Origin of the sequence: Thermogemmatispora onikobensis (assembly GCF_001748285.1) — a bacterium.
Lineage (GTDB): Bacteria > Chloroflexota > Ktedonobacteria > Ktedonobacterales > Ktedonobacteraceae > Thermogemmatispora > Thermogemmatispora onikobensis.
In genome coordinates this window covers 87,446-101,446 of sequence record NZ_BDGT01000007.1, presented here as the reverse complement: position 1 = coordinate 101,446, position 14,001 = coordinate 87,446, and the positions used below count along the sequence as shown (strand labels likewise).

Sequence of the window (14,001 nt, the reverse complement as noted above, 5' to 3'; positions counted from 1 at the left end):
ACAAACATGGAAGAAACGCTAAGCGAACTCAATCTTACAGTGCTGGCCAACTACTGCATTCTCGAATTGCAGCGCTCGCGCCGGCACGAGCCAGTCGATGGAGGCTACTGCCTGGAGCTATTTCGCCGCGCAGTTGAGCAACAAACCGATCAGGCCTGGACCCTGCTACAGCAATGTCTGAGCGAGACCATTCGCCTCTGGCTGCGTACCCACCCCGGCATGAGCCAGGCACTCCAGCACGATTCCGAAGAAAACTATATCGCCTTGACCTTCAGTCGCTTCTGGCAGGCAGTACAGGAACATCCCCCCGAGTTCCCAAGTCTGAAGGCCGTGCTGAGCTACTTGCACGCCACACTCCACGGCGTCATCATCGACGTGCTGCGCAGCTATCAACGCCGGCAGGAGATTTCCCTGACCCCCTTCGAGACCCCGTCCCTGCACAAGGAAGCCGAGGAACCTGGCGATCAGGAAGACGACTATACCTGGGAATCGATCGAGAGTCTACTGCCACACGCACGCGAGCGGCGCCTTGCTTACTTACTCTACTATTGCGGCCTGAAGCCTCGCGAGATCGTCCTGCGCTGCGCCGATGAGTTCAGCGATATCAAGGAGATCTACCGCCTGAATCATAATCTGGTCGACCGCCTCCGCCGCAACCGCGAGCGCCTGCGCTGGCTGTTAAGGGTCGAATAGGTGCAGTCAGACAGACCCGGCAATGGAGGCACCGCCAGCGGACGCAGACAGAAAAGAGACGCGCAGGGCCGGACGCTCAGCCCTGCGCATCGGCTGTGTGGCCAGAAGTGGGTGTGGTGTGGCGTCTGTAATGGGTGAGAGATGAGTCTTCTTGGCCCTTGCCCTGCTGCTGTAGACCTGAAAACCTGGGCTTTACTCGTCATCCAGGAGGCTCTGCATGATCAGCCCATTCATATCGGAAGAAAATACGTGCTGTCCTCCCATGCAATAATAGAGTACATTCCCACGCTCATCGGTGACCGGAATCGACTCGGTCTCTGGATCAACTAGAATAATGCCTTCCTCATGATCCTCTGAGCAGTGGAGGTACTTGAATTGCTGGATTTTCATAATTTTCTCCCTTTCGTGCTGTTGCTTCACCAGTGCATCAACCACATTCTCTCTGGCGCCACTCGTGAGTCTACCGAGAGAAATTCCAGAATCCAACATCTGACCGGTCAGAGGGATAACAGTACTATCTCTCTCTAAGAAGGACGTCGTCACCACCCCACCACGCCAATCTTCACACCGAAGGAGCAGGCCCTTTGGAGCAGCGGCCAAAACAAAAGAAAAGCCTTACCCTGGTGGCAAGACAGCAGAGGAGCACAAAGGCCCAGATCAAAGAGCCAGCAATCACCCTCTCGTCCCTTGGCGAGCTCGAGCACCGCCATACTACGCTGCTCCGGCTGCGCGCCTCGGTTCAGGATCAGGCATCGGCAGCCAGCCGCTCAGCTGGCCAGGACTTGTCTTCAGCCGCGCTGAGCTGAGCTCGGCGAGGCGAATCCGCCACGCCCTAAGAGATCGCGCAGCACGACCGCATTGTTATGCTCACGATCTCGCGCCGAGTAGACAAGGGTCAGCGGCCCTTGCCGGGCCAGTTCCAGAAGACGGGCCAGCGCGGCACGAGCCGTCTCCTGGTCGCGCAGTTCCTGCTCATAGCGCCGACGAAACTCGGGGAACTTCTGGGGATCATGGGCAAACCAGCGGCGCAGTTCATCACTGGGAGCCACATCTTTGAGCCAGAGATCGATCCGCGCCCGCTCCCGAGAGAGGCCACGCGGCCAGAGTCGCTCGACAAGCACCCGCGTTCCATCGCTCTCCAGCGGCTCCTCGTAGACACGCTTGAGCTGAACCCGCAGCGTCTCTCCAGACATGGCAGGACCCTCCTTTCCTCGAAGCAAGTCAGGGCTGTGCCAGGGTCAGGCTGGGCCACCGCCGGCCAGGAGGAGATCATAGAGCTGCTGCTGGCGTGCGATGGCCTGACGATAGCGCTCGCCGCGCGCACGATCGGGAAGCACGGGGGAGGCCAGGGGTGGCGCGATCTGAGCTACGTCGGGGACAAGCCCCAGGGATTCGAGGGCCAACAGGGCCACACCGCGCACGGCGGCCTCGCGCACACGTAAAGGATAGAGCGGTTCGCCCAGCACATCAGCAATGATCTGTTGCAGCGTCGGAGAGCGCAGGAGCGCCCCCCCACTGCCAATGATTTGCGTTCCTCCCTCACGTAGCTGCGGCTGGGTATTGAGGCGCTCGTAGACAACCGCCAGGCGATAGGCCAGGGCCTCCATCGCCGCTCGCAGCAGATCTACAGGACGCAGCTTCAGATGCAGACCGCCTATGGTCATGCGCGCCTCAGCATGCCAGCCAGGGCTGCGCTCGCCCGCCACAAAGGGCAAGATGGTGAGGCCGTGACTATCAGGCGGCACCGCCGAGACCAGCGGCTCTACTTCGTCCAGCGGCGGCAGACGTAGCAGCTCCGTCAACCAGGACAACAGGTTACCACCCTCGCTCAGCGCCCCTCCCAGCAAGGCCCGGCGCGCATCAAGTAAATAGAGCCAGAGGCCAGGCGGCGGCTCAAGGCCGTCCGCCGGCACCGTCACCCGCAGCGCGCTGGAGGTACCAATGGTCAGAGCATAGCGCGCACTCACGACACAGCCCGAACCAACATTCGCCGCCGCTCCATCTCCAACGGCAGGGAACCAGAGCACATCTTTGAGCAGCGGCCAGCGCTGAGCATAGGCAGGACGCAGCCCCTGCAAGGCATTGCGCAGATCAGCAAGCACCGGAAACTGTTCCCGACGCACCCCGAGGGCCTGCAGCAGATCCTCATCCCAGCTGAGGCTCCGCAGATTCAGCAGGCCCGTTCCCGAGGCCATCGAGAGACTGCAAACCGAGCGCCCCAGTAAGCGCCGATGTAGAAACTCGCCAAAGGAAAGCCATTGGACGCTTTCTTGCAGGAGCGCAGGGCGCAGCTGCGCCAGCCAGCGTAGCCGGGCCGGCCAGTAGCTGTTTTGCAGCGGGGCCCCTGTGCGACGATGAATAGCTCGCTCGTCAAGTAGCGCACGTAGCTCAGCCGCCGCCGCATGCGCGCGCGTGTCCTCCCAGGTAATGAGCGGTAGCAACGGCCGCCCCTGGGCATCAATGGCAATCAGACTGTGCCAGAAGGTGTCGGTCGCCACCGCAGCAATGGTCTGTGCAATCACTCCCGCCGCTTCGAGTACCCCATCGATGGTCCTGGCCACCAGCTCAACAAGCCTGTCACCGTCGATCGTGGCTTCCCCTTCGGCTGAAGTGTTGAGCTGGTAACGATACTGGGTCAGGGTTCCCGGTACCGCTTCACCTCGCGCATCAACAAGCATGGCTCGTACAGAAGAGGTTCCCACATCAATGGCCAGTACTGTCGGCTCGACCAGCGTATCTCTCGATCCGGCACCTTTCACGCTTCCTACGCTCCTTTTGCTGTTCTATTCCCTTTTCTGAATGCTGCTTTTACAAACAGTGAGCAGGTCTCGACTCGGCCTCACGCCACAGAGAAGCGGGAGGATGGACAAAAGGCTGCTCCTTCTCTCGCGGCTCCTGCGGTGGCACCTCCACAGGAGTAGCCCCTATGCTGACACGTTGCAGTGGCCGAAAGATGTGTCAGGATTCCTGTTCTTCCCGTGGATCAGTTCGATCATATCATACGTTTCAAGATGCAGTACCCCGCTACCACCAGGCGGCGCGGCGGCAGGGAGCAGAGGGTCCCGCCCAGGCGGGTCGCAGCGAAGAAGGAAGCGAGCTGATATCTTATAATAGACTACAGCCCCTGGATGGATTCCACCTCTGGCCAGAGAATCATCACGCAGAAGGACTATTTGCATGAGCACGACCATGAAACAGCCGGCAGAAATCCGACGCCGCGTAGAGGACTACGACCTGATTACCGGGCGGGCGCGCTTTGTAGATGACATCAGGCTGAATGGACGCCCTCCCATCCTGCACGCCGTTTTTGTTCGCAGTCCTTACGCCCATGCAACCATCGAGGGCCTCCAGCTCGACGAAGTGCGTGGTCTGCCGGGCGTGGTAGCGGCTTTCAGCGCCGCTGATCTGACAGAGCTGCCGCCGATCTTTGCTGTACCTGTACCTGGCGTCAAGCGCCCGGAGAAGCACCCACTGGCCAGGGACAGGGTACGCTACGTTGGTGAGCCGGTGGCGGTCATCGTCGCCGAGAGCCTGGCTGTCGCCACCGATGCCCTTGACCTGGTCGAGGTCGACTACGAGCCGCTACCGGCGGTCAGCGATCCCGAAGCCGCTCTGGCTCCCGATGCACCCGTATTGTACCCTGAGTTTGGCAGCAATGTGGCCTTCGAAATGCCGCTGAAGGCCGGCAACGTTGAGGAGGTCTTTGCCCGCGCCAGCCATGTCACCCAGCTGCGCCTGGAGAACCAGCGTCTGGCCCCTTCCTCACTAGAGAACCGCGCCTGCCTCTTCGACTACGATCCAGAGACAGGCCAGCTGAGCGCCTGGCTCTCTTCGCAGGCGGTTTATCAGGCTCACCAGGTTCTGGCGGAAGCCCTGGGCCTGGATCACCGTCAGGTTCATGTGCACAACGCCATGAGCGGCGGCGGCTTCGGAGCGAAAACACGCCTCGGCGGAGAAGAGCTGGTCTGCGCCGTCCTCGCTCACCGACTGGGCCGCCCGGTGAAATGGATTGAAACGCGGCGCGAGAATCTGCAAGCTCAGACCCACGGGCGAGGCCAGATCAACTATGTGGAGGCGGCCTATCAGGACGATGGGCGGCTGCTGGCCCTGCGTCTGCGCAACATCGCTGACCTTGGCGCCTTCCTGCTGGGGATCACGGCCCTTGTGCCGATCCGCACGCCGCGCCTGGTCTGCGGTGCCTATCAGCTAGAGGCTGTCGAGAGCACGGTGATCGGCGTCTTCACTAACAAGGTCCCCACGATGGCCTACCGCGGCGCGGGTCGCCCCGAGGCAACCTATATCATCGAGCGCGTCATCGACCGCATCGCTGCTGAGCTGGGCCTCGACCCCGTCGAGGTGCGACGGCGCAACATGATCCCATCCGGGTCCTTCCCTTACGAGACCGTCACTGGCCAGCGCTACGATAGCGGCAATTACCAGGCTGCCTTCGACCGCCTGCTGGAGCTGGCGGACTACGAGGGCTGGCGGGCCCGCCAGCGCGAGCGCCGCGCCTCCGGCGACCCGCGCTTGCTCGGCATTGGGCTGGCGACCTTCACCGAAATCTCTGGCGATGAGGGAGCGCAGCCGCGCGAGGCAGCCACGGTGCGCATCCGATCCGACGGCACCGTTGTGGTGGAAAGCGGCGTCTCCTCAACCGGCCAGGGCCACGTGACCGCCTTTACACAGATCGCCGCCGAGGTCCTGCAGGTTGCGCCCGAGCACGTCGAGGTACGCCTCAACGATAGCCGATTGCCGGCCTTCAGCATCGGCACCTTTGCCAGCCGCGTGACACAGATGGGCGGCTCCGTCGTGCTGCTGGCCGCGCAGGCTGTGCGTGAAAAGGTCCTGCGTCTGGCCGCGCAGGCCCTGGAGGCGGCCCCCGCCGATCTGGTCCTCCAGAATGAGCGGGTGATGGTCCAGGGGGCGCCCACGCGCGCCGTGACCCTGGGAGAGCTGGCGCGCCTGGCCGAGGAGCAGCCCACCCTGCTTGAGCCAGAGCCTCCCGACCCGCTGACCGGTCAGCTAATCACGGGCCTGGCCGCTCGCCGTGACTTCGCTTCCGGTCCCACTTTCTCTTTCGGAGCCCATATGGCCGTCGTCGAGGTCGACAGCGAGACCGGCGAGGCGCACCTGCTGAGCTACGTGGCCGTCGACGATGCGGGCCGCATTCTCAACCATACGCTGGCCGAGGGCCAGCTCCACGGCGGCCTGGCTCAGGGTATCGGCCAGGCTCTGTATGAGCAGGTCCTCTACGATGAGCATGGCCAGCTCATTAGCGGGACCCTCCAGGATTATGCGCTACCGCTGGCAACGATGGTCCCCTCCTTTACCAGCGATTTTGTGGAATCGCCTTCGCCGAATAATCCGCTCGGAGCCAAGGGTATCGGCGAATCGGGGACGATCGGCGCCCCACCGGCCATTGTGAACGCGGTCCTCGATGCCCTGGCCCCGCTCGGCATCAAGGAGATCGATATGCCTCTCACGCCAGAAAAGATCTGGCGCACGCTGCAGACGGCGCGCTCGTCAACCTGAGCCGGCCCCCGCTCCCAGGTCACCCGTGAGAATACGGGGCACCAGGGCGGGCGCGCTCACACGTGGTCATCAGAACGGCACGCGCGGGCGCGCCCCTTTCCTTCTGGCCTGGCGCCACTGCCACTGCCTCCTTTCTCCCGGCCTTCGCCTGAACCCCTTCCTCAACGATCTCAACCCAACGGATGGCGCAGACAGTCGGCCCGGTCAAGAGGAAGAGCGCAGCGAGTCGAGATAGCGCTTGAACTGAAAGCGGTTCTCCAACAAGTCCAGGTCGAGACGATAGGAGGCCGGGCCGCTCGCCTCCACTTTGGCCACCAGGGTGGTCATTACCCGGCGTGTCAGGGCCTCAGTCACCGCCCGGCGGAACTGGGCGGGCGTCTCCGCCTCCATCACGAGCGGCATGCCCGCCGCCCGCGCCATCGCCGCCAGATCGGCCCCGCTGGCGGTCGCCGTGGGGAAGCCCCCTATGGAGACCAGGCTGCTGTTGTCAAAGACAATGTGAAGCAAATTGGAGGGCCGATAACGGGCCAGCGTCGTCAGGGTGCCGAGATTCATCAGCAGGGAGCCATCACCGTCAAGGACAATCACCTGCTGCTCCGGGAGCGAAAGGGCCAGCCCCAGGCCCAAGGACGAGGCCAACCCCATCGAATGCTCCATATAGAAAAAGTTGGGTCGGTGGCCAAGCGCATACAGCTCGGCAGCGACCGCCCCCATAATCGTGACCACAATATGCTGCTCTAGCTCGGGATAAATCTCCCGCAGGGCGTCCGCGCGCAACATGCTCTTCGCTTCCCCTCCTTCTGCACATCATCTGAAAGAAAAGATTGCTGACCCAGGTTGTGCCTCAGTACGCCTCAGTAAGAAGGACGCTGCTCAGGCTTCCTCATCGTCCCAGAGCACTTCACGGGTCAACAGGACCGCCACCGGATGTAGGGCCGAGAGCGCCAGCGTCTGGGCCTCCTTGAGACGTCGGGCCAGATCATCTTCACGGCGCAGGCAGTAGTAAGGGATCGTTAGCGCTCGCAGCACCGGCTCCGTGACCAGTCCTCCCTGCGTCTGCCAGGGGTCCCTTTCGCCCCAGGAGCCACGATAGCTGACGAGCAGTAACACAGGAATTTTGTACAGCATGGCCAGTGAGACCAGTGGATTAATGGCCGCCAGCAAGCCGTGGTTCTGCATCACATGAACCGAAGGCAGGCCAGCAAAGTAGGCCCCTGCCGCAATGCCGATCGACTCCTCCTCTCTCGCCACCTGTACCAGGCGCATCTCCTGATCCGCCTCTACCAGACGCAGCAAAGGAACAAGCCAGGTCTCAGGCAAAGCCGAAACCAGCCTGATATCGCAAGCCTTGAGGGCCTCGTGGAGGCGGCGCGCCCCCTCCAGAGAGACTGGCATCGTGCTTATCCTCCTCTCTGACATTCAAGCCTGAGTGAGCAGAGAGTCTGCGAGCGAGCTGCATGCATAAAGGATAGAAAGGAACATCAGCTTTCAGCTCTCGCTTTCTCTCAGGCTAGTATAGAACATCGGCGAATGAGCCTGCAGTGTAGGAGACACAGCGTCCAACCAGAGCCAGGCGCCAACTGGAAAAGCAGCGATCCCTGTGGCATACTGCAAGAGGAGCAACCGCGAGCGCCGCCACAGAGACAGAGGAGGAACTGGCCTGCCTGACATGGCCCTCCTCTCCCCAAGCTCACCTGGCCAGCAGACAGGACGCGCAGCGCAGGCGGCTCCCCGCACTTTTGTCCGGTTCGGTTCGGTTCGGTTCCCTACCTCGCCCCGCATCGCCAGCGGGCAAGACCAACGAGCCGAACCGAACCAGCCCTAGCTAGTCCAGAGTGCCTGCTTCGTCGAGGCACATCACAGCGACTACCCATTGGACAGGAGAGGTTCAGCCAACGATGACTGAGTTACTGCAGCACCTTCCACTGGCCGGCAAGCGAGCCGTTGTCACAGGAGCCAGCAAAGGCATCGGGCGCGCCACCGCTCTGGCCCTCGCTGAGGCTGGGGCCGACGTGGGCATCTGCGCGCGCAATAGCAGCGAGCTAGAAGAGCTCGCGGCTCAGATTGAAGCCCAAGGTCGGCGCTGCGTCTTTACGACCTGCGACGTCACCGACCCGGCCCAGGTTGAGCGCATGGCCAACGAGCTGCGCACAGGTCTGGGCGGCGTCCATATTCTGGTCAACAACGCCGGCATCGCCGGCAGTCACAAATTCCTGAACCACCCCGATGAACTCTGGCATCGGCTGCTCGCCGTCAACTTGACCGGGGTCTACTACGTCTGCAAAGCCTTTGTGCCAACGCTCGTCGAGCAGCGCTACGGGCGCATCATCAATATCGCCTCCATCGCCTCGCGCGTCGGCGGACGCTACATCGCCGCTTACACGGCCTCCAAGCATGGTGTTCTTGGCCTGACCCGCGCCCTCGCCGTCGAGCTGCTCCCCTACAACATCACGGTGAACGCCATCTGCCCCAGCTACGTCAATACGCCAATGACAGACGCCAGCGTCAGCAACATCGTGGCCCACACCGGCATGAGCGAGGAGCAGGCCCGTCAGAGCCTGGCGCGCAGTAGCCCCCAGAACCGCCTCATCGAGCCAGAGGAAGTGGCAGCAATCGCCGTCTTTCTGGCTCTGGACAGCAGCAAGGGCATCAACGGGCAGGCCATCAACATCGACGGCGGCGGCGTTATGTCCTGAGAGACGCCAGCTCCCCGGGCAGGCATCCCCAGAGGTCTCAGCCCTTGGGGATACCTGCCCTCTGAGGCCCTGACCCGCCCGGCGCCTTGCAGTGAAGCAACCAACCGCCACAGAGCACGCACAGCCAGACAATCCATCATCCTGCGAGCGATGTCATCCCACTCTGCCAGCTAGCTAGCTAGCTAGAGAAGCAAGGAGTCATCATGAGACATCTTGCAGCAGTGCTGGCCGCCTGCAGCCGGGTTCTGATCGCAGGCATCCTCTGGGTAGGTGTCCGGCTCTTTCACAAGATCGAATTTCACGGCCTGGAGCACCTCCCTGGGCGTGGGCGACCAGTCTACTTTGCAATGGCCCACAAACGCGACGTTGACCCGATGATCGAGGTTCCTACCATCCTGGCGCGCTGGAGTTGGCGAGCCATCACCCGAGACGTCCTCTTTGCCATTCGCAGCGACGCCTTCGCGCCGTGCTTTCTCAGCCGCATTCTTCCAGAGCCAGGCTGGTTCTCGCGCCTGCTGGGGCTGCTCCCGCTGGGGAGCCTCCTGCGCTTCATCGGCCTGCGTCCGATCGAAAACATCCACTTGCGTCCGATCGAACTCTGGCTGCGCAACGCCCTTCAGAGCGAGGGAGACCGTCCGGCGAGCGAGATTCTCAGCCCGGCCTTCCTCCAGCAATGGGCGCACAGCGCCGGCGAGCAGGCGCAGCGTCTTGCCAGCGTCCCCTTATCGCGGCTGCTTTCCTGGCATTATCGAACCATCTTGCGCCGTCTCAGCGGAGCTGAAATCTTCCAGCCGGCGGTCTACCTACGTGTCAAGAACCTGGTTCTGGAGGAACTGAGGCAACAGCTCAACGTTCTTTCAGCCTGGCTCGCCCGCGGTGGCTCGCTCTGGGGAGCGCCGGAAGGTCAGCTCACACCTGATGGCCGCGTTGGTCCAATTACTGCGGCCCCTCAGCGCCTTCTACGTGGGGGCAGGCCCGAAACCTGCGTGGTGCCCATTGCTATCATGTATGATTTTATGACCGTGCGCCGCCGCAAGCGGGTCTTCGTCAGCCTGGCCCCAAGCATCGAGCGTGCCCCCCAGCTGCCGCAGCGCGAGCTGCACGAGCGGCTGCGCCGTGCCTGGCTCTTGAGCGCGCACTTCACCTGCACCCAGCTCGCCAGCGGCTTCCTCGTTCAGCGCAGCAAGGAAGGCCACCCCTCCTTTACCCTGGATGAGCTGGTCGTGGCAATTAACCGCCAGGCGCAGCAGCTGAAGCGAGCAGGCAGACAGGTCGACCGGCGCCTGCTCAAAGCTCGCAGTGTGCGCCGGCTCGCTCGCCGCTATCTCAAGTATGCCGCACGCCGCCAGCTCGTGCGCCGGACTGGGCGGCGTACCTGGAAGGCCACCATCGGGAGCCTCTCCATCCAGGTGGGACGCGGCGAACCCGGCTATCGTCAGGCCCCCCTGGCCTACGCCTGGAACGAGCTACAGGATCTGCTTAGCGTCGGCCTGGCCAGCCCGCCCTCGGTCTCCGCAGCCAGTGCCGCCCGCCAAAGTGGCCAGGCCAGCTGAGATCGGTGGAGGCACCAGGCGCAGCACCAGCAGGAGTGTCGCTAGCGGCTCCGGGCGCCTCCGGTCAGCTCAACTAGTCCTGCGGAAGACGCTGTTCGCGCAGGAGCAGGCGCGCCAGTGAGCGCTTGTGGACCTCATCGGGACCGTCGACAATATGCAGGGTACGCCCGTGGGCCCACATGGAGGCCAGCGGGAAGTCATCGCACAGCCCCGCCGCGCCAAAAACCTGCATCGCGCGATTGACGACGTTGGTCATGACAGCAGGAGCGACAATTTTGATCATGGCGATCTCTTTCTGGGCCGCTTTCTTGCCCAGGGTATCCATCATCCAGGCCGCCTTGAGCGTCAGCAGGCGCGCCTGCTCAATCTCCAGGTGCGACTGGGCGATCCATTCTTGAATGACGCCCTGCTCCGCCAGCGGCTTGCCAAAGGCAACCCGCGCCTGGGCCCGGCGACACATCAACTCTAGGGCATACTGGGCCGCTCCGATGGCCCGCATACAGTGATGGATGCGCCCCGGCCCCAGGCGCGCCTGAGCGATGGCAAAGCCGCTGCCCTCCTCGCCCAGGAGATTGCTCGCTGGCACACGCACGTTCTCAAAACGGACCTCGCAATGGCTCTCGTTATCGAGATAGCCCATCACCGGCAGGCTGCGCACAATGGTCACTCCCGGCGTGTCGCGCGGCACCAGGATCATGCTCTGCTGACGGTGACGGTCGGGATGATGAGGATCGGTCTTGCCCATGACAATGAAGATCTTGCAGCGCGGGCGCGCCGCCCCCGAGATCCACCATTTGCGCCCATTGAGGACATACTCGTCTCCCTGGCGCTCAATGGTCAATTGGATGTTGGTGGCGTCCGAGCTGGCAACGTCCGGCTCGGTCATGGCAAAGGCCGAGCGAATCTCTCCCTCTAGCAGCGGTTTGAGCCATTGCTCCTTCTGCTCCGGCGTGCCGAATTCCGCCAGGATCTCCATGTTGCCAGTGTCAGGCGCCGCACAGTTGAAGACTTCCGAGGCCCAACTGACGCGCCCCATGATCTCGGCCAGCGGGGCATATTCGAGGTTGCTCAGGCCCGGCCCGTAGCGCGGATCGGTCATGAACAGGTTCCAGAGACCCTCGGCCTTCGCCTTCTGCTTGAGTTCATCGACGATCTCGGCATGGTGATGGGGATTACCCGAGGCCTCTATCTGCCTTCGATAGGTCTCTTGATTGGGATAAATAGAGCGCTCCATGAAGTCAAGGAGTCGCTGCCGTAGCTCATTGACTCGCTCAGAGTAGGTGAAATCCATCGCTTTCTCTCCTTCGTTGGGGATGACAGAAACAGACCTATCCAGTCCGCAGACGCACGCTTCGATCCAGGTCTGATCAGCCGTTCGCCGTTAGAGCGTTCAGGCCCCCGGCGCCAGAACATGCTCACGGAAGAAGGCTAGCACACGCTGCCAGGAGTCCTGCGCCGCTTCGGGGTGATAGTTGGGGCCACGATCGTTAAAGAAGGAGTGTCTGGCCCCCGGATAAATTTTGATGTCGTGCGGAATCTGGTAGGTGTCCAGGACAGCATCAAGCTTGCGACCAGCCCCGGCAGTGAAGTCTTGCTCGGGATAGGAGCCAACCACCGGACAGGCGCGCTTGACAGCTTCCAGAGGCCGCGGATTCATGCCATAGAAAGGAGCAATGGCCCGCAGACGTCTGTCAGCGCAGGCCCAGGCAATGGCCAGACTCCCCCCCATGCAAAAGCCAATGGCCCCAAGCCGCTCACTGTCAACCGCCGGTTGCTGGGCCAGGAAATCAAGGGCATGGCGCAGATCACGCACTCCTCGATGGTTGAGCGAGTTGAAGACGAGACCGCTCATCATACGAAACATGCAGACGGTGCGGTTCCCGGTCGAGAAGAGGTCGACGGCCAGGGCCGCATAGCCCTCGGCAGCCAGACGCAGGGCGATGTCTTTGATGTTGTCGTTGAGACCATAGATCTCGTGGATCACCACGACACCGGGATAGGGTCCCTTCCCTTCCTCGCTTTGCTCGCTGCCGGCGGTCGGCAAGGCCAGAAATGCAGCGAGCTGCCTCCCTTCCGAGGGGAATGTGACCATCTGCGTCACAGGTTGAGCCATCTGGGGTCTCCTTTGCGTGGCCGTGTACTTCTTTGCCTGCTCAAATTATAGTCTCTTCCCGCTGACCGGCTTCAAGCCCGATGGCAGTGCTTGCTTGTTATAAGCATCAGGGAGAAGAAGAGTAGAAAGAGCAGGAGAAAGTTGGACCAGGCCGCCAGTGAGACCAGAGAGCTTCCGGCTAGCGTGATACGCGGCTGCTGCGTCCATCAGGCAGGCAGTCAAGTAGGTCAGCGCAGCCGCTTGAGCGTGGTCCGTGTGGCGCTAACCAGGCTGCTAATGATTACCAGGCTCAGGACCAGTAGAGCGATGGGAAGGGCGCCGTCCTGCCAGAGCTGGCCCTCTGCCAGAGCCTCGCCTGCCAGGAGTCTATCCAGGCTAAAGGGATCAGCAGGCGTGAGGTACAGGAAGAGAAGAAAAGAGTACCAGGAATAAATTGCGTGCGATTGCTGACCAGGAAAGAGGCCGATCTCCTAGAGGACCGCCACAATGGCAGCTAAGATCACGGCGTCCACGGAAGAGATTGGACTGAAGAGCAGCAGCAGACCAGCAGCGCTGCAGGATACTGGCATGCTCCAGACACCCGCGAGCAATAGCAGCGCCAGGCAGCACTCTGCCAGAGCAATGGTGAGCGCCAATAGCCCGATTAAGGATTTCCGGGTCTCCAGCCAGGCAGGCAGTACCTGATAGGCCCGGAGGCCTTCGCGAAAGGCAGACAGATCTCTCAGCTTCTGGGAGCCGGTCAGTAGGAGCAGGACACCAATGACCAGGCGCCAAAAGAGACGCAGCTCAGCCCTAGCCAGGACTGTGCTCATCCCCTGGCTCATAGCTGCTCACCTTGCCAGGACTGTCAGCGCTAGCGGCAGGCAGAAGAGAAGGCTTGAACCCTCTTCCTTACTTCACTTCTTGACTTCACTTCTTGCGACGGCGCTCCAGCTCCGTATTCATAGCCCGCGTTGCGCGAAGCAACAACTCGTCATTGGAGACTCCGCGGGCCGGACTAATAATATAGGCCATCTCCTCGGGATGCTTGCCTGCTCGGAGCGGCTCCCAAACCTCAAGCACAATGCGCCCCAGATAACGCTGATTAGGGGTGCTGCCAATGATCGGTTTCCCTTCCAGGCCGCGAAAGAGGTCGTAGCCGCGCGTAAGATAGGCGGTCGGTCGTGGTCTCTGCGACTCAGGCTCGGGCTGTTGCTGATTGGACATACGGCCTTCTCCTTTCACATAACTCGCTCGTGAGCCTTACCAGCCTGCGGCCTGCCAACTGGCTCAGCCACAGGGTGAGCCAGGCCGGGCGACGGGGCCTGCGCGCTGGGTGTCCGTCACTAGCCTTCTCTTTTTGATTGAAGAGGGGCGTGTTACGTGACAGCGTCTCTGTCTAGCAGGCCTCGCATACACAGTTCGGAATATAGCC

Annotated in this window: 13 protein-coding genes; 4 read left to right on the top strand and 9 right to left on the bottom strand. The window is 62.0% G+C overall.

Annotation, left to right across the window (positions count from 1 at the left end):
* Window positions 1-6 precede the first annotated feature (6 nt).
* On the top strand, window positions 7-693 hold the full coding sequence (locus BGC09_RS05190; RefSeq protein WP_069802791.1) for a sigma-70 RNA polymerase sigma factor region 4 domain-containing protein: 687 nt from the start codon (window positions 7-9) through the stop codon (window positions 691-693).
* Window positions 694-885: 192 nt separating this feature from the next.
* Here the strand turns inward: BGC09_RS05190 and BGC09_RS05185 are convergent, their stop codons facing one another.
* The 3 genes from BGC09_RS05185 to BGC09_RS05170 form a co-directional block, all read right to left on the bottom strand.
* Window positions 886-1,083, bottom strand: a complete 198-nt coding sequence (locus BGC09_RS05185; RefSeq protein ID WP_052890818.1) for a hypothetical protein — start codon at window positions 1,081-1,083, stop codon at window positions 886-888.
* A gap of 398 nt (window positions 1,084-1,481) precedes the next feature.
* Complete coding sequence (locus BGC09_RS05175) at window positions 1,482-1,886, bottom strand: DUF488 domain-containing protein (protein ID WP_069802787.1); 405 nt, start codon at window positions 1,884-1,886, stop codon at window positions 1,482-1,484.
* Between the two features lie 45 nt (window positions 1,887-1,931).
* Complete coding sequence (locus BGC09_RS05170) at window positions 1,932-3,452, bottom strand: gluconokinase (protein WP_069802785.1); 1,521 nt, start codon at window positions 3,450-3,452, stop codon at window positions 1,932-1,934.
* Between the two features lie 418 nt (window positions 3,453-3,870).
* Between BGC09_RS05170 and BGC09_RS05165 the strand changes: the two genes are divergently transcribed.
* Complete coding sequence (locus BGC09_RS05165) at window positions 3,871-6,225, top strand: xanthine dehydrogenase family protein molybdopterin-binding subunit (protein WP_069802783.1); 2,355 nt, start codon at window positions 3,871-3,873, stop codon at window positions 6,223-6,225.
* A gap of 204 nt (window positions 6,226-6,429) precedes the next feature.
* Here the strand turns inward: BGC09_RS05165 and BGC09_RS05160 are convergent, their stop codons facing one another.
* Entirely contained in the window at window positions 6,430-7,005 is a 576-nt protein-coding gene (locus BGC09_RS05160) for a thiamine pyrophosphate-dependent enzyme (RefSeq protein WP_069802781.1), read from the bottom strand.
* Window positions 7,006-7,098: 93 nt separating this feature from the next.
* Window positions 7,099-7,620 (bottom strand): thiamine pyrophosphate-binding protein, encoded by a 522-nt coding sequence (locus tag BGC09_RS05155; protein WP_069802779.1) that lies wholly within the window; start codon window positions 7,618-7,620, stop codon window positions 7,099-7,101.
* Window positions 7,621-8,123: 503 nt separating this feature from the next.
* Here BGC09_RS05155 and BGC09_RS05145 point away from each other — a divergent pair.
* Both BGC09_RS05145 and BGC09_RS05140 read left to right on the top strand, forming a co-directional pair.
* The gene (locus tag BGC09_RS05145) at window positions 8,124-8,921 is read left to right on the top strand and encodes an SDR family NAD(P)-dependent oxidoreductase (protein WP_069802776.1); all 798 of its coding nucleotides are present in this window, start codon (window positions 8,124-8,126) and stop codon (window positions 8,919-8,921) included.
* 203 nt (window positions 8,922-9,124) lie between these two features.
* Entirely contained in the window at window positions 9,125-10,474 is a 1,350-nt protein-coding gene (locus BGC09_RS05140; protein WP_069802774.1) for a hypothetical protein, read from the top strand.
* Between the two features lie 73 nt (window positions 10,475-10,547).
* Here the strand turns inward: BGC09_RS05140 and BGC09_RS05135 are convergent, their stop codons facing one another.
* The 4 genes from BGC09_RS05135 to BGC09_RS05120 all read right to left on the bottom strand — a co-directional run bounded on the left by BGC09_RS05135 (window position 10,548) and on the right by BGC09_RS05120 (window position 13,793).
* Entirely contained in the window at window positions 10,548-11,765 is a 1,218-nt protein-coding gene (locus tag BGC09_RS05135) for an acyl-CoA dehydrogenase family protein (RefSeq protein ID WP_069802772.1), read from the bottom strand.
* 99 nt (window positions 11,766-11,864) lie between these two features.
* Window positions 11,865-12,587, bottom strand: a complete 723-nt coding sequence (locus BGC09_RS05130; protein WP_084657964.1) for a dienelactone hydrolase family protein — start codon at window positions 12,585-12,587, stop codon at window positions 11,865-11,867.
* A 470-nt stretch (window positions 12,588-13,057) separates the two neighbouring features.
* Window positions 13,058-13,411, bottom strand: coding sequence for a MauE/DoxX family redox-associated membrane protein (locus tag BGC09_RS05125; RefSeq protein ID WP_069802770.1), 354 nt, complete (start codon window positions 13,409-13,411; stop codon window positions 13,058-13,060).
* Window positions 13,412-13,496: 85 nt separating this feature from the next.
* A complete protein-coding gene (locus BGC09_RS05120) occupies window positions 13,497-13,793 on the bottom strand; it encodes a hypothetical protein (RefSeq protein ID WP_069802768.1) in 297 nt (98 codons plus the stop codon).
* Between the last annotated feature and the right edge of the window lie 208 nt (window positions 13,794-14,001).